This is a genomic window from Winogradskyella aurantiaca (genome assembly GCF_003362725.1).
Classification (GTDB): Bacteria; Bacteroidota; Bacteroidia; order Flavobacteriales; family Flavobacteriaceae; genus Winogradskyella_A; species Winogradskyella_A aurantiaca.
The window spans coordinates 60,825-85,037 of sequence record NZ_QKTV01000001.1 but is presented as its reverse complement, the minus strand read 5'-3'; the positions used below and the strand labels follow the sequence as shown (position 1 = coordinate 85,037).

Annotated in this window: 26 protein-coding genes; 5 read left to right on the top strand and 21 right to left on the bottom strand. The window is 39.3% G+C overall.

All coding sequences use genetic code 11. The annotated features are described in order from the left end of the window. Positions 1-2 precede the first annotated feature (2 nt). Both pyk and DN064_RS00410 read left to right on the top strand, forming a co-directional pair. The gene (gene pyk / locus DN064_RS00415; protein WP_115460640.1) at positions 3-1,442 is read left to right on the top strand and encodes a pyruvate kinase; all 1,440 of its coding nucleotides are present in this window, start codon (positions 3-5) and stop codon (positions 1,440-1,442) included. A gap of 107 nt (positions 1,443-1,549) precedes the next feature. Beyond that, positions 1,550-2,611, top strand: coding sequence for a hypothetical protein (locus DN064_RS00410; RefSeq protein ID WP_115460639.1), 1,062 nt, complete (start codon positions 1,550-1,552; stop codon positions 2,609-2,611). Here DN064_RS00410 and DN064_RS00405 read toward each other — a convergent pair. From DN064_RS00405 to dinB, 3 genes are read right to left on the bottom strand one after another with little or no spacing between them, the layout of a single operon-like run. Then, positions 2,608-3,441 carry a cyanophycinase gene (locus tag DN064_RS00405; RefSeq protein WP_115460638.1) on the bottom strand — a complete coding sequence of 278 codons (834 nt, stop codon included), beginning with the start codon at positions 3,439-3,441 and terminating at the stop codon, positions 2,608-2,610. The genes DN064_RS00410 and DN064_RS00405 overlap by 4 nt on opposite strands. A gap of 6 nt (positions 3,442-3,447) precedes the next feature. Next, complete coding sequence (locus DN064_RS00400) at positions 3,448-4,161, bottom strand: membrane or secreted protein (protein ID WP_115460637.1); 714 nt, start codon at positions 4,159-4,161, stop codon at positions 3,448-3,450. 44 nt (positions 4,162-4,205) lie between these two features. Continuing rightward, on the bottom strand, positions 4,206-5,309 hold the full coding sequence (gene dinB, locus DN064_RS00395) for a DNA polymerase IV (RefSeq protein WP_115460636.1): 1,104 nt from the start codon (positions 5,307-5,309) through the stop codon (positions 4,206-4,208). Between the two features lie 41 nt (positions 5,310-5,350). Here dinB and DN064_RS00390 point away from each other — a divergent pair, with 41 nt between their 5' ends. Next, entirely contained in the window at positions 5,351-6,016 is a 666-nt protein-coding gene (locus tag DN064_RS00390; protein WP_115460635.1) for an NAD(P)H-binding protein, read from the top strand. Beyond that, positions 6,006-6,479, top strand: coding sequence for a CYTH domain-containing protein (locus DN064_RS00385; protein WP_115460634.1), 474 nt, complete (start codon positions 6,006-6,008; stop codon positions 6,477-6,479). The genes DN064_RS00390 and DN064_RS00385 overlap by 11 nt, the downstream gene beginning before the upstream one ends. Here the strand turns inward: DN064_RS00385 and DN064_RS00380 are convergent. Then, complete coding sequence (locus tag DN064_RS00380) at positions 6,476-7,378, bottom strand: PorP/SprF family type IX secretion system membrane protein (protein WP_115460633.1); 903 nt, start codon at positions 7,376-7,378, stop codon at positions 6,476-6,478. The genes DN064_RS00385 and DN064_RS00380 overlap by 4 nt on opposite strands. After that, positions 7,371-8,321 carry an endonuclease/exonuclease/phosphatase family protein gene (locus DN064_RS00375; RefSeq protein WP_115460632.1) on the bottom strand — a complete coding sequence of 317 codons (951 nt, stop codon included), beginning with the start codon at positions 8,319-8,321 and terminating at the stop codon, positions 7,371-7,373. Before DN064_RS00375 ends, DN064_RS00380 begins: the two co-directional genes overlap by 8 nt. 87 nt (positions 8,322-8,408) lie before the next feature. Between DN064_RS00375 and hflX the strand changes: the two genes are divergently transcribed. Further along, entirely contained in the window at positions 8,409-9,620 is a 1,212-nt protein-coding gene (hflX, locus tag DN064_RS00370) for a GTPase HflX (RefSeq protein WP_115460631.1), read from the top strand. Positions 9,621-9,669: 49 nt separating this feature from the next. Here the strand turns inward: hflX and DN064_RS00365 are convergent, their stop codons facing one another. The 16 genes from DN064_RS00365 to DN064_RS00290 form a co-directional block, all read right to left on the bottom strand. After that, positions 9,670-10,611 carry a DUF3078 domain-containing protein gene (locus tag DN064_RS00365; protein WP_115460630.1) on the bottom strand — a complete coding sequence of 314 codons (942 nt, stop codon included), beginning with the start codon at positions 10,609-10,611 and terminating at the stop codon, positions 9,670-9,672. A 91-nt stretch (positions 10,612-10,702) separates the two neighbouring features. Next, the gene (locus DN064_RS00360) at positions 10,703-11,209 is read right to left on the bottom strand and encodes a DUF2480 family protein (protein ID WP_115460629.1); all 507 of its coding nucleotides are present in this window, start codon (positions 11,207-11,209) and stop codon (positions 10,703-10,705) included. A 1-nt stretch (position 11,210) separates the two neighbouring features. Then, entirely contained in the window at positions 11,211-12,650 is a 1,440-nt protein-coding gene (locus tag DN064_RS00355; RefSeq protein WP_115460628.1) for a hydroxymethylglutaryl-CoA synthase family protein, read from the bottom strand. A gap of 10 nt (positions 12,651-12,660) precedes the next feature. Further along, positions 12,661-12,987: an SUF system Fe-S cluster assembly protein gene (locus tag DN064_RS00350; RefSeq protein WP_115460627.1), complete on the bottom strand. Its 327-nt coding sequence runs from the start codon at positions 12,985-12,987 to the stop codon at positions 12,661-12,663. A gap of 1 nt (position 12,988) precedes the next feature. Next, a complete protein-coding gene (locus tag DN064_RS00345) occupies positions 12,989-13,411 on the bottom strand; it encodes a SufE family protein (RefSeq protein ID WP_115460626.1) in 423 nt (140 codons plus the stop codon). Positions 13,412-13,442: 31 nt separating this feature from the next. Beyond that, positions 13,443-13,913, bottom strand: coding sequence for a hypothetical protein (locus DN064_RS00340; RefSeq protein ID WP_115460625.1), 471 nt, complete (start codon positions 13,911-13,913; stop codon positions 13,443-13,445). 48 nt (positions 13,914-13,961) lie between these two features. Next, entirely contained in the window at positions 13,962-15,191 is a 1,230-nt protein-coding gene (locus tag DN064_RS00335; protein WP_115460624.1) for an aminotransferase class V-fold PLP-dependent enzyme, read from the bottom strand. A 71-nt stretch (positions 15,192-15,262) separates the two neighbouring features. Next, positions 15,263-16,387, bottom strand: a complete 1,125-nt coding sequence (locus tag DN064_RS00330; protein ID WP_198659381.1) for a hypothetical protein — start codon at positions 16,385-16,387, stop codon at positions 15,263-15,265. 216 nt (positions 16,388-16,603) lie between these two features. Beyond that, the gene (gene sufD / locus DN064_RS00325; protein WP_115460622.1) at positions 16,604-17,941 is read right to left on the bottom strand and encodes a Fe-S cluster assembly protein SufD; all 1,338 of its coding nucleotides are present in this window, start codon (positions 17,939-17,941) and stop codon (positions 16,604-16,606) included. Beyond that, positions 17,941-18,693 carry a Fe-S cluster assembly ATPase SufC gene (sufC, locus tag DN064_RS00320; protein ID WP_115460621.1) on the bottom strand — a complete coding sequence of 251 codons (753 nt, stop codon included), beginning with the start codon at positions 18,691-18,693 and terminating at the stop codon, positions 17,941-17,943. Before sufC ends, sufD begins: the two co-directional genes overlap by 1 nt. 4 nt (positions 18,694-18,697) lie before the next feature. After that, entirely contained in the window at positions 18,698-19,093 is a 396-nt protein-coding gene (locus DN064_RS00315; protein ID WP_115460620.1) for a hypothetical protein, read from the bottom strand. A 10-nt stretch (positions 19,094-19,103) separates the two neighbouring features. Further along, positions 19,104-20,552: a Fe-S cluster assembly protein SufB gene (sufB, locus tag DN064_RS00310; protein WP_115460619.1), complete on the bottom strand. Its 1,449-nt coding sequence runs from the start codon at positions 20,550-20,552 to the stop codon at positions 19,104-19,106. An 11-nt stretch (positions 20,553-20,563) separates the two neighbouring features. Next, on the bottom strand, positions 20,564-20,893 hold the full coding sequence (locus DN064_RS00305; RefSeq protein WP_115460618.1) for a HesB/IscA family protein: 330 nt from the start codon (positions 20,891-20,893) through the stop codon (positions 20,564-20,566). A gap of 159 nt (positions 20,894-21,052) precedes the next feature. Beyond that, complete coding sequence (locus DN064_RS00300; protein ID WP_198659380.1) at positions 21,053-22,105, bottom strand: cytochrome-c peroxidase; 1,053 nt, start codon at positions 22,103-22,105, stop codon at positions 21,053-21,055. Between the two features lie 8 nt (positions 22,106-22,113). After that, positions 22,114-22,884 (bottom strand): MbnP family protein, encoded by a 771-nt coding sequence (locus DN064_RS00295; protein WP_115460617.1) that lies wholly within the window; start codon positions 22,882-22,884, stop codon positions 22,114-22,116. Then, entirely contained in the window at positions 22,877-24,211 is a 1,335-nt protein-coding gene (locus DN064_RS00290) for a hypothetical protein (protein WP_115460616.1), read from the bottom strand. Before DN064_RS00290 ends, DN064_RS00295 begins: the two co-directional genes overlap by 8 nt. Positions 24,212-24,213 lie beyond the last annotated feature (2 nt).

The following is a 24,213-nucleotide window of genomic DNA, read 5'->3' as shown; positions in this document are numbered from 1 at the left end:
AAATGGTAAATAAAAAGACAAAAATAGTAGCTACCCTAGGACCTGCCACAAGTTCTAAAGAAGTATTAAAAGGAATGCTTGAAGCAGGTGCCAATGTGTTTCGAATCAATTTCTCTCATGCTGATTATGAGGCAGTGAAGGAGCGTATAAAAATGATTCGCGAATTGAATGAAGAATTGGATTATAATGCCGCTATTTTAGCAGACCTTCAAGGGCCTAAGTTAAGAGTTGGAGTAATGAAAGAGGCTGTTGTAGTAAATGAAGGTGATGAAATTATTTTTGCTACCGGAGAACGGTTTGAAGGAACCAAAGAGAGGGTCTATATGACCTATGAGCGCTTCCCTCAGGATGCTAAACCAGGTGAGCGTATCTTACTGGATGATGGAAAATTGATTTTTGAGGTGGTTTCTACGGATGGGAAATCAGAAGTAAAAGCCAAGGTTATTCAGGGAGGTCCATTGCGATCTAAAAAAGGGGTTAATCTACCAAACACCAATATTTCGCAGCCAGCACTTACAGAGAAGGATATTGAAGACGCTTTATTTGCTATTAAACAGGAAGTAGATTGGATAGCCTTGTCCTTTGTAAGACACGCTGAAGATCTAATGCAGTTGGAAAAAATGATTAAAGAAAATAGTAATCATAAGATTCCAATTATTGCTAAAATCGAAAAGCCAGAGGCTGTAGAAAATATTGATAAAATTGTGGCCTATTGTGATGGACTAATGGTGGCCAGGGGAGACCTTGGGGTAGAAATACCAGCTGAGGAAGTTCCTTTAATTCAAAAGCAATTAGTACACAGGGCTAAACGCGCTAGAATCCCTGTAATTATTGCCACACAGATGATGGAGTCCATGATAACCAGTTTGACTCCGACAAGAGCAGAAGTAAATGATGTGGCTAACTCTGTCATGGATGGTGCCGATGCAGTTATGTTATCTGGTGAAACTTCAGTGGGTCAATATCCGATACAGGTAATCAAACAGATGTCTGACATCATAAAAAGCGTTGAAGATTCACCACTTATTGAGGTGCCACAATCTCCACCACATATTAGAACTAAGCGTTATATAACGAAGTCCATCTGTTATCACGCGGCCAATATGGCTAATGAAATAAATGCTAAAGCCATATCTACCTTGACCAATAGTGGTTATACGGCGTTTCAGATTTCTGCATGGCGTCCATCTGCTTATATTTTGGTTTTCACATCTAATAGGCGCATCTTAAATCAGTTAAACTTGTTATGGGGTGTTAAAGCATTTTATTATGATCGTTTTGTGAGTACCGATGAAACTATTGAGGATGTTAATAACATAGCTTGCAAGAAGGGATATTTAGATGTTGGTGACATGCTTATTAGTTTAGCAGCTATGCCAATTAAAGACCGAGGAATGGTTAATACCTTGAGAGTTACAGAGATTGAATCGTGTAGCTTCTAATCTTCAAATATTAAACCGTTAATACTATTTTTTAGTCCATTTATCTCGTATTTTTAATATGCCTTATCAGCTGGTAACTTCTGTGTCAAGGCTAAAAATATGTTGAGATGGATGACAATTTGATTACCAAGAAAAAGCCCCCTTTTCCTATAAGTCCCTCCTTGGCGGAGTATTTAAAACAACAAGGGCGTACCATTAAAATCCCCATTTTCTATGAAGATTTGTTACGATTTCAAGGTGCGGTTGATGTATTTGATGAAGATGATAATGATACCCTTTGGATTCGGACCTATTATGCGGAACACGAGCGAGATGAGATAGAGTACCGCTTAAAACAGATGTATTCTATTTTGCATTCAGATGGGTCAGATGTTATTATTCCATATTTAAACATTGACGCCATAGATTTCTGCACCTTTGGCAATACTAAACCGTTTAGAGTCAAAGTGAGAAATGTACTTAACGACAACTACATCTTTCTATACATTAAAAAAGCAGATGCTTCCAGAATCTATGGTTTGGAATTAGAGCATTTGCTGTCGCCTAATAACATTAATTTTCTGGTGCACCAGGATACGGTGATAGAAGAGCACATCTTAGGAATACCAGGGGATGTTTTTATTAAAAAGCACTTAAAAAATTTGCCAGAACAAGATAAAAAGGCTCTGGCCAAAGAATTCGTGAAATTTAATGAGCGCTGTTTTGTTCGATTACTGGCTGATATGCGATCCTATAATTATGTAGTAGTTATTACGCAGGATTTTGACCGTGTTCAATATCGTATCAGGGCAATGGATTTTGATCAACAAAGTTATGAGGGTAACCCTAAGGTTTACAAACCCCAGTTTCTTAAGGAGAACTATCCGCTGGTGGATATGAGTATAAATCTGTTAGCAGACAAATCCATCCATCAGTACGAAAAAGAAGAACGATCTCTTTTAGCAAAGAGAGCTGTAAGAGAGAAGAAACGTCTGAGTCAACTCCTTAAATGCATGAGAGATGATATGCTGTCTACACCTGAAAAGACTGATGAACTAAAGATGGGATTATTCGATCTCACGGGAGATGTTAACTTTAAAAAATCAAAAAGCATGGGCGAATTGTTGACACATGCCCTGGATTTTGTAACCAGAAATTATAAAAATGAGAATCCTTTTATTTTAAGTTAATTGATCACTTTGCGGGTTCTCATATTGTAGCGATCACCTGGAGCAAGGAAGTAAAAGAGCTGTTCCTTCTTGGGGAGCTTTTTTAATTCCGAACCTTCTTTAGACCAAAAGGTACCGTCATAAACAAGCACGTAGCTCTCACCTATAACCTTAAAGGAGTCTCCGCTAACCACAATCGCAGTATTTTCATCGATTCCTAAGCCCAGTAGTTCTGGGTGCGCTTCAACAATCTCATACAAATCAAACTGACGATTTCTTGCCAGTACATGCTGGTCGATGGCAACATTTTTTATGTAGGCAAACCCCTCCTGATGATCGCCCATCATGATCTGATTGGTTTTGGTATCGCCTCGGGCGAGGAAACTACCTTGAATGGTAGCTCCTGCTGATGAGCCCCCTACCACGCCACCGCGTTCGAGTACTTTTTGAATTAGCGTTTCGGTTAAAGTATTGGCATAGGCGTCTACCAGTCGCCACTGTCGACCGCCACCAAACCAAACTCCTTTGGCCTCAAGCAATGGTTTGGTAAACTCCTCGGAGTTGGCTTCTTCCTTGTCATTGGTGTGTAATACGGTAACATTTGTAGCCCCCATTTTTTTTAGACGACCAGCCAGACCGGCATCCTGTGAGTATTTGGACCTTCCTGCAGCAGTAGGTATCACAATAATTTGAGCATCAAGGCCACCAGCTAACTCAATAAACTCGTTAACAATAGCCTCACTTTTCATGGCACCACCCACTACCACTAAATGACCCTTATCCGGTCCTGTAGTTTGACTTTGTAGTACAACAGCGCACAATAAGGCACTGAGATTTAATAATAATTTCATAGCATATTAGTTTCTTAAACTCCAGATTTCATACAGTGGTTGTCCTTTGCTTGATAATCCCGAATGGTGCCAGTGACCATCAACAAGTTTATAGTTAAAATCTAAATTAGCTCCTACACGTGAGTTATCGCGTGAAAAGAACTCTATGGATTCTGTGTAATTCCCATCTACTGTTGTATAGGTGCCACCACCTGTTCCTTTAAATTCTTTGGTTTCTGTGTTATAGGCAATCCATTGAAAACGTGTACCCGATAGAATTTTCATGGTCTTTCTAGGTTTTGTTGTATCGCGTTGTTGGGTCTCTCCATTGCGCTTTCTACCAGACATCAACCAGGCCCCATGGAGTTCTCCAGGTGTTCCTGAATCAATGCGATCTAATACCAGGTCATGCCCCTTGATTTTCATTTGAGTGTTCTTTGGAAACTCAATTTCAAAGCTAACTTCAGAGCCAACACGTTCAGGTTTAGCGTTATCAAATTCTACTATTTCTGTCATTTTAAATCCCTCTAAGGACCAGGATCCACCATTGGTTTGAACAAATTCTCCATTGGATGATTTAAAATGCGTAGCTACCTGATAACCCTCCGAAAAAATGACAATCATGTTAATATCCTCGCCAGTGGAGTCCTTATAGCTGGTTTCCCAGGCACCTATGGGTGATTGGGCAAATCCAAATAAGCTTACCAGAAACGTAAGGAGTATAAAACTTAAAACTTTCACTGTGTTAAAATTAGATAGTGAATTTACTACATTCTAATCTGATCTTAAAAATCAAACTTCAATTGGGCACTAATAGGAGTCTCTGTGGTCTCGGGTTTTGTTTTGGTATCAGTGTTGAGGTTGGATAAAGATATACCCAGTAAACGGACCGAGTTTTTAAGCTCACTCTGAAACAGTAATTCTTTAGCGGTATCTAAAATAATATCAACTTGGGAGACAAAATAAGGCAATGTTTTACTACGTGTCTGGGTATTAAAATCGCTGTATTTGATTTTGAGGGTAATGGTCTTCCCGCTCACTTTGGATTTCGCGAGACGGCGTGTTACTTCTTTGGCAATTTGTTCGAGTTTATCCATCATAAAAATTTCAGAGGATAAATTCTCGCTAAAAGTTCGTTCGGCAGCTAAAGATTTTCTTATTCTGTTGGGTTTTACCGCACCGTTATGGATGCCTCTTACCACATGGTAATAATAGCCCCCCGATTTTCCAAAATGGTCAATTAAATAGTTTTCAGTTTTTGATTTTAGATCGGCGCCTGTATAAATACCAAGACGGTACATCTTATCAGCTGTTATCTTGCCAACCCCATAGAACTTTTTAATATCCAACTGTTCTAAAAAATCCAAGACCTCCTCTGGATTGACCGTTTTTTGCCCATTAGGCTTGTTAATATCACTAGCCACTTTGGCTATAAACTTATTGATGGAAATACCTGCGGAGGCGGTAAGCTGCAGTTCTTTAGAAATGCGATCTCTAATTTCCTTGGCGATTAAGGTAGCGCTGGGAAATCCAATTTTATTTTCGGTGACATCCAAATAAGCTTCATCCAAAGACAGTGGTTCTACCAGATCTGTATAATCGTAAAAAATAGCTCTAATGCGCTTTGAAATTTCCTGATATCGATCAAAACGAGGTCTTACAAAAATCAATTCGGGGCAAAGACGTTTGGCCTGAGGGCCACTCATAGCGCTTCGTACACCAAATTTTCGGGCTTCATAGCTGGCAGCACTTACCACACCACGTTTTTCACCACCACCAACTGCTAGTGGCTTGCCACGTAACTCAGGATTGTCTAACTGTTCCACTGACGCATAAAAGGCATCCATGTCAACATGAATTATTTTCCGAATGGGTAACCCCGTCTCCATACTCAAATTTATAATATCTTTAGCCAAATTCCATTTGAAGAATGGCGAAGACTGCTATTATTATTGGGGCCACTGGATTAACGGGTAACCTCTTGACCAATCTGCTTTTAAAAGATGATCGTTACTCAAAGGTTCGATTAATTTCCAGAAGTTCCTTAGGGGTGCAGGATTCCAAGCTGGAAGAGCATTTAGTAGATATGTTTGCTTTAAAGGAACATTCGCATCTCTTCTTAGGTGATGAGCTATTTTGCTGCATTGGTACTACAAAGTCTAAAACCCCCGATGAATCACTTTACCGTAAAATTGATTTTGAAATTCCAATTACAGCGGCAGAATTGTGCAAAGCTCAAGGGGTAAAAACTTTTGTCGTAATGTCGTCTCTAGGGGCCAACCCTAAGAGCAGTATTTTTTACTCACGCCTAAAAGGAGAAATGGAAGCTGCAATTACAGCACTAGAATTACATAAGACCATTATCGTAAGACCTTCCTTGATTTCGGGTAAACGCGAAGAACATCGCTCTGGAGAACAATTTGGCAAAGCAATGATGAGACTCATCAATCCTCTACTCATAGGTCCCTTAAGGGTTTATAGATCTATTGCTCCAGAGACCATTGCCAAAGCCATGATTTGGTTGGCTAATGATTCTGTTGATAAGCAAGTCTTTCTGTCTAATGAACTCATAGAACTGTCTAAAAATGTCCATTGAAATTGAACGTAAGTTTTTAGTCAAAGACTTAAGCTTTAAAGAGCAAGCACTTGAACACTACCGCATCGTACAAGGGTTTTTAAATAAGGATCCTGAACGGACTGTTCGCATACGTCGCCTAAAGGACCAGGGAAAACTCACTATTAAAGGGATAGGTTCTAAGGATGGCTTATCGCGTTTTGAATGGGAAACCAATCTAGGTCTTGAAGAGACGGATGATCTGCTAAAGCTATGTGAGTTTGGCGTTATTGATAAAATTCGATATGTGATTCCGCATGGGGAGTTGACTATAGAAGTGGATGAGTTTTTTGGTAATAATACCGGTTTGTACCTTGCTGAAATTGAACTTCCGACAACGGATACCGACTTTAATAAACCAGTCTGGTTAGCAGAGGAGGTTACAGGTGATATTAGATACTACAACTCTTATTTAAGTGAACACCCCTTTAACTCCTGGGCCTAAAAGAAGCGCGGAGACTTAATACGTTTTTCTTTAGGCAGAATGTCAAACAGAACGATAATCTCACTTGAAGAAGAGCCAAATGCATTTATTTGGGAAGTGATGTAATCATAGGCATAGCCTATTCTCAGATTTCTGGCGATTTGAACATTCACTAAGGCAGAGACAGCGTCAATGGTTCTATAAGAAACGCCTAATTCTAACCATTGATTAAAACGAGCATTTACATTCACATCAAGAGAAGTGGGTGCATTAAAGGCAGACTTAAGAAGAAGGGAAGGTTTAAGATCGACCTGATCAGACACTTGAAAAACATAGCCCACAGTTAAGAAATAATGTTGTATTTCAGATCCTAATTTAGAGCCATTGACATTCAAATGGGCGGAGTTCAACATATTTGGGACTGAAAATCCAGCATAAAAGCGATCTGTATAATAATACAAGCCTGCACCAAAATTGGGTGTTGTCGAATTAACATTCTGGCTAAAAAATGGGTCATTGGGATCAAATACTTCTAGATCTGCCAAACCAATATTGTGAAAGGTTGCACCTAGCTTGACACCAAAAGATAGGGTCTTGTTCTCACCTAAAGGAATTCTATAAGCAAGATCCGCATAGGCATTGGTTTCAGTAATGGGTCCTGCATGGTCAAGGACCAATGAGCCACCTACACCCCAATTATCTGTAATACCTTTATGTAGAAAAAGTGTTCCAGTTTCAGGGGCTCCTCTAAGGCCCGTCCATTGATTTCTATATAAGGCTCCCATAGACCAATGACCTTTGGAACCAGCATAGGCCGGATTGATTACTGCCATATTATACATGTACTGAGTGTACTGCGGGTCTTGTTGGGAGCTAGCCAGGGAAGAAACAAGCAGCAAGAGCAATAACCATCTATACATTTTCAGGCTCAATTTTAAATGTAATGTAAACAGGAAAATGATCGCTGTACCCTCCCAGATACCTCTTTCCGGCATATGTTCTAAAAGGCTGCCCTTTAAAGCGACCTTTATATCGGGTTACAAATCGTTCGTCAAAGACATCAGCAGTTATAAATTCGACATTTGAATTAACATCGTCTAAGACGTTGTGAGAAAAGAGGATTTGATCAAATAGATTCCATTCAAAATCATGATTAAGACTTCCTTTGTCTTGAGGTGACCAGATGTGTTTAAATGGATTAAATAAGTCTGCTTGCGTCTCGAGATTTACGACGCTGGTATTATTAGGATTGTCATTAAAATCGCCCATAACTATAATCTGAGCACTAGGGTCCTTAGACGTGATATCTTGTATTTCGTGTAATAACCGATCGCTAGCTGCCAGACGCTTGTATTCTGAGGCTTCAGGACCATCTCTTCTGGATGACCAGTGGTTGACAAAAATATGCAGCGCGTTGGTATCTAGATGACCATGGACATGCAGTATGTCACGAGTGTAATCTCTCCCTCCTTCCTCATTTTCTAAATAAACGGACAGTGGTTGGGCAGAATCGACGATAAAGTGGCGTGCATCGTACAGAAGTGCCACATCAATACCACGTTCATCTGAAGAGTCAAAATGGACAAAATCATAATGAAGGTCCTTAAGGTCCGAATGTTCCAAAAGATCTGAAAGCACCTTTTGATTTTCAACTTCTGCCAGACCTACAAGGGCAGGTGGTATATCGTGCTCCTCATCACCAATTGTAGCAATGACCGATCCAATTTTTCGCAATTTATTGTGGTACCGTTTGTCGGTCCATCGTTTTTTTGAATGCGGGAGAAAATCATCGTCATTGGTAAAGGCATCATTCTCAGTGTCAAACAGGTTTTCAATATTGTAAAATGCCAGTGTATGTTTCACAGGTAGTTCTTAAACAGGTCTAACTTAAAGATAAAGATTTAAATCAGATATCTATGGCTTTGATTAACTTTGCGGTTTCTAAGTTTTATGATTGAAAAAAAGAACATATCATTAGAGAAAGTGGTCCTTGTAGGACTCATTACTCGCAATCAGGATGAGCTTAAGGCAAAAGAATATCTTGACGAGTTGGAGTTTCTTACCTACACGGCTGGAGGAGAGGTTCTAAAGCGCTTTACTCAAAAAATGGAGATGCCAAACGCCAAAACCTTTATTGGTACTGGTAAGATGGAAGAGGTACAACAGTTTGTAAAAGCAAATGATGTTGGTACCGTGATCTTTGATGATGAATTGTCTCCAGCACAGGAACGAAATATCAGTAAGATACTTAATGTTAAAATCTTAGATCGAACCAACCTCATTCTAGATATTTTTGCCCAACGTGCACAAACAAGTTACGCTCGAACACAAGTAGAGTTGGCTCAGTGCGAGTATTTATTGCCACGTTTAAAAGGTATGTGGACGCACCTGGAGCGTCAAAAAGGGGGGATTGGTATGCGTGGTCCTGGAGAGACTGAAATTGAAACGGACCGACGAATTGTGCGAGATAAAATTGCCCTTTTAAAGGCTAAGATCAAGACCATTGACAAGCAAATGGCCGTGCAGCGCGGTAACCGGGGAAAGATGGTACGGGTAGCGTTGGTAGGCTATACCAACGTTGGAAAGTCTACCCTAATGAATGTGATCAGCAAATCTGAAGTCTTTGCCGAAAATAAATTATTTGCTACTCTGGATACCACAGTTAGAAAGGTAGTGATTGGTAATTTACCATTCTTGGTAAGTGATACCGTAGGCTTTATTAGAAAGTTACCAACGCAATTGGTTGAATCCTTCAAGTCGACCCTTGATGAGGTGCGTGAGGCCGATTTGTTATTGCATGTGGTGGACATTTCACATTCCAATTTTGAAGAACATATAGATTCTGTTAATCAAATTCTCGATGACATTGGTAGCAAGGACAAGCCTACCATCATGGTATTTAATAAAATTGATGCCTACCAACCCGAACCTTTTGATGATACCGATCTGGTAACACCGAGGACAACCGCCAATTATAGCATACAAGAATGGGAGAAGACGTGGTTGGCACGAATGGGCGGAAATGCATTGTTTATTTCGGCTTTAAACAAGGAAAATCTTGATGTGTTCAGAAAGCGTGTCTATAAGGAAGTTCGGGATATTCATATTACCAGGTTTCCCTATAATCATTTTTTATACCCGGATGTTGAGGATATATCATAGGAAAAGGCCAGCAATTGCTAGCCTTTTTTTTATTTTATTGAACCAAAATTTAGAACTTATAGGACAAACCAAAGGTCCAAAATGTTTGTAATTTATTATTAATACTGTCGAAGGTCGCATCTGGATCTCCACCGAGTTCAGGATCCAATCCTTGTATATAATTGACGGCTTCTTGCTTGTTATCTCTCAAGGCAAAGTCAAACCCAAGCCCAATACCTTTCCAAAGTGTATATCCAAAGGAGTTGGTCCAGGTCCAATTGGATAAGTTAGAACTCTTATAACTTTGAAACATAGACAAATTAGAACTTATATTAAAATCTCCAAATGATTTGTTGTAATCAGCAACAATTTTGGCCCCTAAAGAAGAGTCAAATACTTCGGTATTATCAGCAAACACAAAGTTCAAGTTCAGGGGGTGTAATACTAATACGAAACCATCAAAAGGGGTCCAAGTAAAACCAATACCTAAATCCAAATATCCAGGGTTATTGAAATTATCAATTAAGGTGGTACGATATTCACCAAAAGCTGATGCTGCCCATTTACTGCTTAATTTATAACCATATAAAGACTGAAGATTGAACACATCTGTTGTTGCTTTAAAGCCAGTATCATCAGTAGGGTCATCTTTATCATCAAATTTTACCCATTGAAGATTTAAAGTTAAAGAGTTGTTCCAAAAATACTTTTCTTCATTCCTGTTTGCACGACCATTAACAGTGAAACCTATACTTCCAGCATTGTTATTTGGTGATCCCTGTGCATAATAATTATTAAATTCAGATAAACTAAAACCAACGGTACCGAAGACCTTCGTTCTCCATCCAGGTAAATTATCAATAATGCTTTGAATAGAATCTACCTGAGCCTGGTGTTTATCAACTTCGGCTTGATAGGTCGCCTGTTGTGCTTCAAGCTCCTCTTTGGTCTGTGCGAAGCTAAAGGTCGATACCAAGACGAGTAGTATCAATAGACAAATGTGTTTTTTCATAACGTGGTGTATATTAATTGAGCTTTAAAGCCGCAAATATAATAAATGGAAGAACCCTAATCCTATACTTGCTTGATTTTCATAATTCTAATTATTTTCTTTTATAAAGTGGTACTGCAGAGCATGCTTCCCCATACATTATGGATCTGGCTACAGGCATTAATTTGGCCGTTAACGCATTAAGTGCATTAAGGGGAACGGGCTTGTTAGAACAACCTTTAATAATAACAGGAAGCCCTTTGTAATCTGATACTTCTAAATTATCCAAGATTTGCTGATACAGTAAAGTATCTAACAATTCCGCGTTTCCAACTACTGTAAATTTTGTAAAAGGCTGGAGTTTGGAGCTTATGAGCATGTAGGCCCAATCGGGGATAATGGCATCGGTTGAACAATATAAGGCCACATAGTTGTCCTGATATTGAGTCCAGTCATGGGCGTCCACATGAGCTCTAAATTCTTTCTCACGTAAAACCAATTCTTGAAACAACCAATCTTTAATGTCCAAGCTAATGCGTTTTCCAGAAGGATAATACTCTTCAAGGTCAATAACTTTAAGTTTGCTTTGAGTAACTCTATTAACTATTTCTTCAGCCATATTATTTAATGGAATAGCGTCTTAAACCGTAGTTGGTAGGTTCGGTTTCTATATAATCCAGACTAATTTTCTTATTGGTGGCTACCGGAGTCGAAACCTTAAATCCATGCAACTGTTCGTATGTTTCTACGTCAATGGCATCTCTCGTTTTAAGTGTTTCAAACAAGTTAATGGGCTTAATTTTTGATTTCCATCCGCTTTCAATAGTGCCTTCAAAAACCTTACTTTTTGAACCACTACCATAAGCAATAAATCCAATAGTCTCACCAGTAATATCCTGATTGGTGGATAGTGCATTGGCTAAAAGACTGAGTAGGGACATAAAAATCGATGCTGTATACATGTTTCCTATCTCAGAAGAGGCCAGTTCACCCGCCGCAATTTTCTGAACTACAAAGTTCTTATATAGTTGTGATTTATAGGCCCGTTTATTCCAGTCTTTAGCATCGGTTTCAGAGGCTGAACCAATCTCCGTTTCCAGTTCAGATAAGGCATCAGATCCTTTTACCCAGTTTAACCAGTTGTTGAATATTATGCGACGCCCATGGAAGGCATAGGGAAGATGAAAAATCAAATGATCCCATGATTCCAGGAAATTTGTAGCGTCTTGTGAATTAAAGTGAGCCAAAGCTTCGGTAATACGTTCCTCGTAACAAGCATTAGAAAACTGGCCGTCAAATACCGGTTCTTCTTTAAAAATTTCTATGCGTTCCGATGGATCTTTCCAGAAGGAAGAATTACTAGCTTCAATAAATTGGGAAACTGCCTCATCGGAATGATCCAGATTCAATTCTGCCAGGACAGATTTTAATAAATCGCTCTTTTCAAAATAACGTCTGGGTTTGAAGAAATCGCCTTCACTTTTAGAACCTACACCCCAGGCGTTACCAAATGAGATAATACTTGGTTCATGGGCAATTAATACAGCTACGGCACCAGCTCCTTGTGTGTATTCACCAGTAGAATTAAGCTCATACTTAGACAAATCTGATGCAATGACCACAGCTTTACGCGATGGATCTTGTTTCACCCAGTCAACACTGTTATGCATGGCATCCACCCCACCTACACAGGCAAAAGTCATATCCAGAATATCACAGTTTTTAAAACTCCTGCTACCATAGGTATCTGCTAAGTGATTCTCAACAATTTCTACAGCATAAGTAGCTGTTGGTTTGGATCCGTCAACAGCACTCTCGGTACCTAAATACACACGTCCTATGGTGCTTGGATCGATAGCGTTTTGTTGAATGAGATTAAGCAAGGCGTTGGCTGCAAAGGTAGCTGCATCCTCACCTACATCTGGAAGGGCCATTTTTTGCAGACCCAATCCTCGTTTCAATTTTTCAGCTTCAATTCCTCTGGCTGCAGCCAGATCATCCATGCTTACATATAAATTTGGCACATAAAATGCCATAGCGTCAATTCCTACTTTGCTCATTTCTGTCAGGTTAAAGCATTCCTAATTCCAATTTGGCTTCTTCACTCATCAAATCTTGTGACCATGGAGGATCAAAGGTTATTTCTACCTCAGCATCCTTAACTTCATTTAAGGACTTCACCTTTTCCTCAACTTCCATTGGAAGGGTTTCAGCAACAGGACAGTTAGGGGAGGTTAAGGTCATCAAAATTTTAACTTCATTATCCTCATTAACAAATACATCATATATCAATCCTAATTCATAAATATCAACAGGAATTTCTGGGTCATATATGGTTTTTAAAACCCTCACAATTTTTTCTCCAAGGGCTTGTGTATCTATGGTGGCTTCACTCATTTTAATTCAATTGTGTTTGGTATGCAATGGCATACATTTTTAACTGTTTAATCATGCTCACTAAACCGTTAGCACGAGTTGGCGATAGATGCTCTTTAAGACCAATTTCATCAATAAAATCGGTATCAGCTTCTATAATATCAGTCGGGTGTTGATTGGAGAACACACGAATAAGTATGGCAATAATTCCTTTGGTAATGATAGCATCACTATCTGCTGTAAAAGCTACTTTATCATCTTCCATATCAGCATGAACCCATACCTTACTTTGGCAGCCTTTTATGATGTGATCATCTGTTTTGTATTCTGGTGCAATTAGCGGTAAAGTTTTACCAAGATCTATCATATACTGATAGCGGTCTTCCCAATTGTCAAACATTGAAAACTCATCAACAATATCCGCCTTTATTTCTTCAATGGTCATGGATTAAATCTTTTGGCAAAGATACAACTAATCAATCTTTCACGTAACGCTCTTCAAGGGATAACAACTTGTTTACCAGGTCTTCGATTTCTTTAGGAGGATGGCCATCATCAAAAATGGCTGAAGGCCAGGATTTCTTGTTAATAACCAGGGTTAGGGTTGCTGCTGCGGCACCGTCATAGGTCCTGTATTCTGTAGGAGCCTCAAGCTTGCTAAGATCGGTTGGCTTAATTTTTTTGGCGTAGTAACTTAGGCTATCCCAGGCTTCCTTAGGAATGGTAAAAGATTGCGATTTTTTATTAGCCGTGGCTATGGTTAATTTTTTTGGAGTAATGGTAGTTAGGGAACGCAAACCTCTTGATTGTCGTTTGTATTGTATTTCAGTAAGAGTTGCCGTTTGGGGTTGTTTGTTTTTAGCATCTTGAGAATCCAACATTGGAGGAGTCTGAGCTTTACAACCAGCAATTATAAGTACCGCTAGACAAATGATAGTGTTACGCATATTTGAACCGTTAAAACTTTAAAGCTACAAAAAACGCGCCGTCCTTAACTAAGAGAGCATTAAAATTGCTTTTTTAAGACCACTTATAAAAGTATCAACCTCATCTTTTGTATTGTAGAACATAAAAGATGCTCTTATAGTTCCTGGGATTTGATAGAAATCCATAATTGGTTGGGCGCAATGATGCCCTGTTCTTACAGCAATTCCCATTTTATCTAAAAGCGTCCCCACATCGTAAGGATGGATGTTTTCAACATTAAATGAAATAACGGAAGTTTTATTTTTATCAGGACCATAAATAACAACCCCATCCAGAGAATTTAATTCTTGGGTCGCATAGTCCAGAAGTTCTTGTTCGTAGCTAGAGATGGCTTCCAGCCCAATGGCATTCATATAGTCAATGGCTGCCCCAAAAGCGATGCCTCCGCAAACATTGGGAGTACCAGCCTCAAATTTATGAGGAAGATCTGCATAAGTGGTCTTTTCAAAAGTCACTTCTGAGATCATTTCGCCACCTCCTTGATAAGGAGGGAGTTCTAATAACCAGGATTCTTTGGCATACAACATCCCTATTCCCGTAGGGCCACAAATCTTGTGAGCCGAACATACATAGAAATCTGCATCGAGCTTCTGAACATCTATGTTCATATGCGGAACGGATTGAGCCCCATCTACAAGGACCGCTGCACCAACCTCGTGAGCCATGTTTATAATCTCGGCTACAGGATTTATCGTACCCAGGGCATTGGAAATATGGTTGACAAAAACCAATTTGGTATTAGTATTTAATAGCTTACCATAAGCCTCCATGTCTAGCTCACCGGCCTGCGTCATTGGAATGACTTTTAAGTTGGCTCCACTTCGTTCACAAAGCATCTGCCAGGGAACAATATTAGAATGGTGTTCCAGAGCAGAGACGATGACTTCATCACCAGCCTTGAGTCGGTTAGAAAAACCGTTGGCAATTAAATTAATGCCATGTGTGGTTCCTGAGGTAAAAATGATCTCGTGCGATTTATTAGCGTTAAAGTGTTTCTGGATTTTCTGTCGTGCCAATTCATAGGCATCCGTTGCCTCCTGACTTAAGCTGTGAACTCCTCTGTGAATATTGGCATTGTAATTGGAATAGTAATCTACAATCACGTTAATCACCTGCTGTGGGGTTTGTGAGGTAGCCGCATTATCCAAATAAACAAGCGGCCTGCCATTCACTTCTCTTTTAAGAATAGGAAAATCCTTTCTTATCTTCTCAACATCTAATAATTCCACTGTTTTCATAAAGCAAAGGTACGAAGCAAATCCCCTGTATAAAAGAGGATAAATCCTTAAAAGCAGTTAATTTTATTAATCTATCGAAAGAAGGTAATCGAATTTTCTGAGAAATATCCTATCCCATCGAGATTAGTTAAAAATACAAAGTCATTATTATTTATGAACTCAAATTTTTTAACGGCCATTTGATATCCAACAGCATTAGGCAAACCTTCTTTCCATATAATTTTAGGATTAAAAATTAGTTCTTTCTGACTAGCTTTTTCACCTTCAAATAGTTTAAAAAAACCGTTGTTAGTGAAGTAATATATAAACCCATCGTATGAGTTATAATTTAAAGGGCCAAGACACTCTGTGACGGTTTTAAAACGGTTTTCTTCTTGGTCACCTTTTTTATCAGTAAACGAGTGTACATCTTCATAAAAATCTAAAACCTCAATATCTGATTTCGAATAAAAGTCTATTATATCGCACGCATTCAATTTGGTTATTGACCCTTCAAGACCAAAATGCATTGTACTTTGGGCGATGTAATAGTTTCCAAAAGGATCCTCATAAATGCTTTTAATATCACTATTAAATGGAAGATTCGATGGAAATTTATTATACCTTTTAGAGTCAATAATTCTAATTTCGTCTGGGTGTGCCTGAATTACATCCTTTTCATAGCGACTAGAATTTGTCCATCTGTCATAATCAACCTTTAGATTAAAATATTTGGTTGGAAAATAGACTTGGTTGATGGCATCAAAAAAACAAATATCTGGTCCCCATTCTCCACCATTAAAGGTAAGCCATACTCTATCCTTAGAGTCCATAAAAGAATAATCTGGAATCTGAAAATAAGTGACTGGATTTCCATCTTGGTCCTCAAAAGAATTAAAAACACGACATTTCTTATTTGGCCAGTGATTCTCGTCGTTGTAATAAATTCCTTTCTGATGTATAACGAGAGGTCTGTTACGAGAGTCAAAATGAATTTTTCTTCCTTCGGACGGGATCTTATCTATCTCCTTCCACGTTTCTCCGTCACTCGATTCCATTAGCTCTAGGCTTGAACTAGTTATTAAAAGTATCCCGTTTTGATCCTTAGCTACTGATGTTACCTTCGTTCTCATTAACTCACTTTCTCCCGAAAGAATGTTCCATTTTACAAGACTATCTTGCCTTGTAATTGCAAAGATTTCATCGTTTTTTATCACAAAATCTTTATAGATTGAACCAAATCTATCAAACTCAATTACCTTTATAGAGTCTTGTGAGTACGTCTTACAACTTAGTGTCAAGAATAATATGAAAACAATGTAATTCTTCAATCTTTATATTTTCTAACCTAATACTAAAGCTAGCATTTTTTTATAACAAAAAGGGCTAGAGGTTTATTCTCTAGCCCTTATCAAATATTTTAAAAATGCTATTTATAGATCGAATCCTATATTAACTCCCAGTTTTTGAGCAATTAACTTGGTAACACGTTGTTTTAATTCAGGAATCTTAACCGTCTCCAAAACATCATTACTAAAGGCATACATCAAAAGGGCTCTTGCTTCTTTTTCAGGGATTCCACGTGAACGCATGTAGAATAAGGCGCTTTCATCCAACTGACCTATAGTACAACCATGAGAACACTTAACATCGTCTGCAAAGATCTCTAGTTGCGGTTTGGTATTGATGCTGGATTTATCGCTTAATAGAATATTGTTATTGGCCTGGAACGCATTGGTTTTCTGAGCTTCTTTTTCAACAATAACTTTTCCATTGAACACACCGGTTGCAGCATCTCCATAAATACCCTTGTAATCCTGATGACTTTCACAGTTAGGTTCGATATGATGTACCAGTGTATGGTGGTCTACGTGTTGCTTGTTGCCAATGATGGTGACCCCCTTTAGGGTTGAATCAATACGTTCTCCGTTTTGATAATAGTTGAGGTTATTTCTAGTTAGTTTCCCTCCAAATGAGAAGGTATGTACTCTAGCAACACTCTCCTGCTTTTGAGACACATAGGTATTATCTATTAAGGAAGCAGATTCTTTGTCGTTTTGTAGTTTGTAATAGTCTACAATGGCGCGTTTATTGGCAAAAATCTCGGTAACACTATTGGTTAATACAGGATTCTCGGTGAGCGACTGATGACGTTCAATGATCTGAACATGTGAATTCTCTTCAGCAACAATTAAGTTTCGTGGTTGGAGCATTAGAGCAGATTCGCTACCCGTGGCGAAATGAATAATTTGAATAGGCTTCGCTACCACTTTATTCTTTGGAATATGAATGTAGGCACCTTCATTAGAAAAGGCTGTATTGAGAGAAGCCATCCCATCTTTTTCGGCCACCTTGTTAAAATACTTATCGATTACAAGGCGGTATTTGGGCTTAGTTAAGGCTGCAGACATTAAACAAACATCGATCCCATCATGCGTTGTTTCCGACAAGTGGGAGGAATACTTTCCATCTACGAATACAATTTTATACGAATCAATATCGTGAACAAAGTATTTTTTAACCTTAGGATATTCCAGTGCATTTTCAACTTTTGGAAATACCGAATAGTTATGTTTTAGGATAGAATTCAAAGAGGTATACTTCCATGCTTCCATGCGCTTGGTAGGGAATCCTTGATTCTCAAATGCTTTTATGGCTTCGATTCGAATATCGTGTATTGGTGAATCGATATCCACTGTTTCTTCAAATGCGAGAAATGAGGATACAAGCTTATCCTTTAAATCGTTATGTTTTGTAGCCACTTTACTCATTATACTCCAACTTCTTCTTTGATCCAATCGTATCCCTTAGCTTCCAGTTCATGAGCTAATTCTTTAGTACCAGACTTAACAATACGCCCTTCATAAAGTACATGCACAAAATCCGGTACAATATAGTCTAACAAACGCTGGTAGTGGGTGATAACAATCACCGCATTGTCTTCAGATTTTAACTTGTTAACCCCGTTAGCCACAATACGCAGTGCATCAATGTCCAGACCTGAATCTGTTTCATCCAGAATGGCCAATTTTGGTTCTAACATTGCCATTTGAAAGATTTCGTTACGCTTTTTCTCTCCACCTGAAAACCCTTCATTTAAAGATCTGGATAAGAACTTGCGGTCAATCTCCAAAAGCTCGGACTTCTGCCGTATCATTTTTAGCATTTCATTAGCAGGCATCTCCTTAAGACCTTGTGCTTTGCGAGTTTCGTTAATGGCTGTTTTCATGAAATTAGTTACCGACACTCCAGGGATTTCAACTGGATATTGAAAGGATAAAAAGACACCTTTGTGCGCACGTTCTTCTGCGGACAGCTCGTCAATGTTTTCACCATCCAACAAAATTTCACCAGACTGAACCTCGTATTCTTCCTTCCCAGCAACCACAGATGCTAAGGTACTTTTACCAGAACCATTGGGCCCCATAATAGCATGAACCTCACCTGGCTTAACATGTAAATTAATGCCTCTTAAAATGGCTTTATCCTCAACACTGGCATGTAAATCGTTTATTTTTAACATGGTCTTATTTTGATAATTCTATAACATCCTGAGTGCCTGACTCGGGATTTTCAATTTTTAATATTTCTTTTATTTCTATACTAAAAGGCCACCCTTCAGTACCCTCTGGTTTAGGAATACGTTTACCCCTGAGGGTCACTGTCACCATATCCAGATCAGATTTTTTATAAGGAATCACCTGTCTTTGAAGCTCCTCAAGCATATCGTCTATTACCACACCATAAATGGTATTCCTGGTTTGCAAAACGGCTGCACCATCATGAAATATAAACTCCCCTCTCATAGTCACCAGACCGTCCTCAGCGTTAGGCATAGTACTAGCAGCTTCTGCAGTACCTGCCTCATTTTTGCAGCTGACCAAGACTATAAGTGCGAATAGAAAAATGGTAGTTATCCTCATAAATCAATAGTTATCCAACAGAACCTTCTAGGCTTATTTCCAATAGTTTTTGTGCTTCCACCGCAAACTCCATTGGCAGTTTATTTAATACTTCTTTGCTAAAGCCATTAACGATTAGGGCAATGGCCTTTTCGGTGTCAATACCTCTTTGATTGCAATAGAAGATCTGGTCCTCACCAATTTTACTTGTGGTTGCTTCGTGTTCTATCTTTGCGGTTTTGTTATTTGCTTCTATGTAGGGGAATGTGTGTGCTCCACAAAGATTACCCATTAGTAAGCTGTCACATTGTGAGAAGTTACGAGCATTCTCTGCGCGTGAACTCACTTGAACCAGACCTCGGTAACTATTTTGAGATTTACCAGCAGAAATTCCTTTGGATATGATGGTGGACTTGGTATTATTACCTAAGTGCACCATTTTAGTCCCTGTATCAGCCTGTTGGTAATTATTAGTTACAGCTATAGAATAAAATTCACCTACAGAATTATCACCTTTAAGCACACAGCTCGGGTACTTCCAGGTAACTGCAGATCCTGTTTCAACCTGTGTCCAGGAGATTTTGGCATTTTTTTCGCAAAGCCCGCGTTTGGTCACAAAATTAAAGACTCCCCCTTTGCCATCAGCATCTCCAGGGAACCAGTTTTGTACGGTTGAATATTTAATTTCGGCATCGTCCAATGCAATCAATTCTACTACGGCAGCGTGTAACTGGTTCTCATCACGGCTTGGTGCTGTACATCCTTCCAGGTAACTTACATAACTGCCTTCATCTGCAATAACTAGAGTCCGTTCAAACTGACCAGTACCGGCTTGATTAATTCTAAAATAGGTAGACAACTCCATTGGGCACCGCACTCCTTTAGGAATGTAGCAGAAACTACCATCACTAAAGACAGCCGAATTAAGGGCGGCATAAAAGTTATCTTTTTGTGGTACAACAGTACCAATATATTTTTTTACCAATTCCGGATGTTCCTGAATGGCTTCAGAAATGGAACAGAAAATAATACCTTTTTCAGCCAAAGTCTTTTTGAAGGTGGTCGCTACTGAGACAGAATCAACCACAACATCCATAGCTACACCAGCTAATTTTTTTTGTTCGTCCAGAGAAATACCTAGCTTTTCAAAAGTGGCCAGTAATTCTGGATCTACTTCATCAAGGCTATCATATTTTGGTTTACTGTTAGGAGCTGAATAGTAGGATATAGCCTGAAAATCAGGTTTTTCATAATGCACATTGGCCCATTCTGGTTCTATCATTTCTTGCCACGATCTAAAGGCTTCCAAACGCCACTCAGTCATCCATTCCGGTTCTTCTTTTTTCTTGGATATGGCTCTAACAATATCCTCGTTTAATCCTACCGGAAAGGTTTCAGACTCAATGTCTGTATAAAAACCATACTCGTATTCTTTGGTTTTTAATTCCTCTCTTAAATCATCTTCCGTATACTTTGACATTGATTTTGTTCTTAAAGTGAAAAAGATTCACCACACCCACAGGTGCGATTCGCATTTGGGTTGTTAAAGACAAACCCGGTTCCATTCAACCCTCCTGAATATTCAAGGGTGGTTCCAATAAGGTATAAGAAGCTTTTTTTGTCCACAATAATGCGCACACCATTATCCTCAAAAACCTTATCACCCTCTTCCTGAGCGCTATCGAATTTTAAATCGTAGGATAATCCAGAGCAACCCCCGCTTTTAACCCCAACTCTTATATAATCGGCATCTGGATCAAAACCATCTTCGGTCATTAGCTCAACGACCTTTGATTTTGCTTTGTCAGAGACTTTTATCATTCTTATTTAGATTTAATCAAAAATGTATGCAAATATACGACTTAGACGCTCTTTTAACATATTTCCTAACATTATATTAGGAAATGAAATAATAGGAAATGCCTATGGTTTTCATGAATTTATTTTATTGGTTGGAGCGCTTATATGATCTGTTGTCTATTAGTTTGGAGGTCCTTGGGTCTCCAGAAAGGAAGGGTCTGTTAAGGTGAGTAAAAATGCAATAAGATCTGCTTTATCCTGATCCGTTAATTGGACTCCCCCCTGGTCTATTTTTTTCATTAGAGGATCAATGGTAGGGGAGGCTTGCAATCCCTCACTGTAAAAATCAATAACTTCTTCTAAGCTGTCAAATCTACCATCGTGCATGTATGGCGCTGTATAAGCTAGGTTACGTAAGGAAGGAGAACGGAATTTACCATTGTCTGTAGGGTCACCAGTAATTGCGCCAAGACCCAAATCTGTAAAGGTGGCATCCAGGCCATTGTTATGAAAATCATTATCGGTCCATAACGGATTATTGGGACTACCATGACAATGGAAACAATCTCCGCGCGCCTCGTCCATAAATACGTTTAATCCATTTTCTTCATTGGCAGTAAGTGACACTTCGCCCAATAAATAGCGGTCAAATTTAGAATTGGCAGAAATCAAAGTCCGCTCAAATTGCGCAATGGCCTTTGTAACTAAGTCTGCCGATATGGGTTCGTTAGGAAAGGCCTGATTGAACAAGGTGGGGTAGTCTGGGTGTGCATTGAGGCGATCAATAACCTCATCCCAGTCACTGTTCATTTCTATGGGATTGGATACCGGTTCTAAGACTTGACGCTCCAGACTAAGTTCTTTGCCATCCCAGGCAAAACGTTCTGAATAATTCCAGGCCAGATTAAAAATGGGCATGGTATTACGTGTGCCCAATTCACCTTCAATACCCCTACTGGTGGGATTATCATCTGAGAATGCCAATTGTGGTTGGTGGCATGAGGCACAGGACTGACTACCGTCACCAGATAAGATACGGTCAAAAAACAAGCGCCGGCCAAGTGCAATACCTTCTTCGGTTTGGGGATTATCCAATGGAATAACAGGTGGCAGTATGTTATTTTCAAATACTTCTGGAATATCCAATGGTGCCGATATAGGAGAATAGGACTCTTCTGTATTAGAACAGGACAAGATCACCAGAAAAAGAAATACTAATAGCAGTTGCTTCATTATGGCTATTATTCATTTAACGAAAATACGGATTGACCATTTTCATACATGAGTATCTGCGCATTAGCATTGGGCATCAAAACTGAGTTTAGTTCATTTAATTCCCAGCTATTGGGGTTTTTAAACCATTCTGCTAGGTTGGCCCTTATAGAAATATCTGTAGACGGACCAATCCAAATTGTCCCCAGATCAATTGTAAAGAAGGTGTCCTGAGGAAATACAGGGCTGCCCCCTGAAATATCAACAGCTCTAATAGCGTGGTAATTAAAGCCTTGTTCAGCACTTTCAGAATTGATGAACTTACCGTCAAATTGCATGTAATGGTAACCACCTCCAAGCATCTCGGGAACATTAAAATTCGCTGAATTTAAATCGGCATAGTTTTCCGCATTGTCTTCATTATCCAGGCCAAAAGTCAAACGTACAGTGTAAGTACCAAGTGGGATATCGTCCTGAAACTCGAAACCGAGACCTTCACCTGCAGTCACATCGACAAGGTTGTAGACGTCATACTCTAAACCAACATTATTCGCGTCAATAATTTGAACATCTGAAACCAAATACCGGAGACGTTCTATACTAATTACGTCACCAGCCTCAGTTGTAAACTTGAAATCATTAAAGTCTGCATTGCTCACTGGGGTATCGTCCCAGAAATGTTCAAAACTAAAATTGAGAACTACCGATTGTAACAAATCATCCTGATCCTTACTATTACAAGCCAATAGCAGAAAGGAAAGTAGGTAGATGAAGTGCCTTTTGTACTTTAAATTAATCATTAATTATTGCTAATAGTAAATCTGTAAACCCTTTATTTTCCGTAATGTCTCCGTCGGTACTTCCAGTATCTCCAACACTAACCACAGAACCATTGTTTAAGAAAGTAACGCCATAACCAAAGTCAATATTGCTACCCCCAACACTTTGTTCCCAAATCAAATTGCCCTCAAAATCAATTTTAAAGACCCAAAGATCGTTCTGACCCTTATTGACTGCAACGTCACCATCAGCAGATCTAGAACTGCCTGTAATAACATAGCCATCGTTTAATTTTACAATGTCCTGAGCTGTATCAAAATCCGAACCTCCATAGTTTTTCTCCCAAATGAGGTTGCCGCTGGGTGTGATTTTTATAAGCCAGACATCGGCAGCTCCATTATTGGAGCTTACCATAACATCATTACTTCGTGTGTCACCTACGATTAAATAATTACCATCATTACTGGCAACAATGGCCCTAGCCTCATCTATTTGTGTGCCACCAAAGGAACGTTCCCAAATCAGATCCCCATCCGAACTAATTCGTATGACCCAAAAATCATAAGTGCCAATGTTATTGGAAATATCTGTGTCCTCACTGTCTGAACCTCCAGCAATTATGTAGCCTTCATCTGGTAATTGAATCACCCCTTCAGGGGTGTCTGTGAAATTCCCACCGAAATACCGACTCCATTCCAATTCTCCACTGGCTGAAACCTTAACCGCCCAGTAGTCACCACCCGCATGACGTGATGATGCTCGTGTATTTCCTTCTCCTCCAGAACCTGTGACATCGAGAACACCAATAAGCAGGTAACCTAAATCACTGGTTTGAATTAGAGATATGCCTTCATCATTCCCTGGGAAACCAAAAGAGTTTTCCCAGCTTATATTACCAGAGCTATCCAGTTTCACCATCCAGAAATCCAGTTGTCCGGAATTATTGGAGACATCACCATCTGTACTTGAACTAGAGCCTATTAAGGCGTAGCCACCATCTAAAGTTTGAATGATTGACCTTCCCCGATCATTACCGGAACCACCATAGGTTTTTTGCCATTCGATCGTATGATCGGCTTTATATTTAACAACCCAGTAGTCAAAAGAAGTGTCGGTCTTATCTGTGACATCACCATCATTACTCTGCGTATAGCCAAGTATCGCATAGCCCTGATCAGTAGCTGTAACCACACTTGAACCACGTTCATTATTACTGCCTCCTACAGTAGACACAGACAAGATTGAACCATGGGGAGTTTCGTTCTGACTGCTATTGCTGCAGCCTGATACAAAAAACAAGAGAGCAGAAAGCGATAGAAGACCCCAAACCCGTTCAATTAACGTCATAG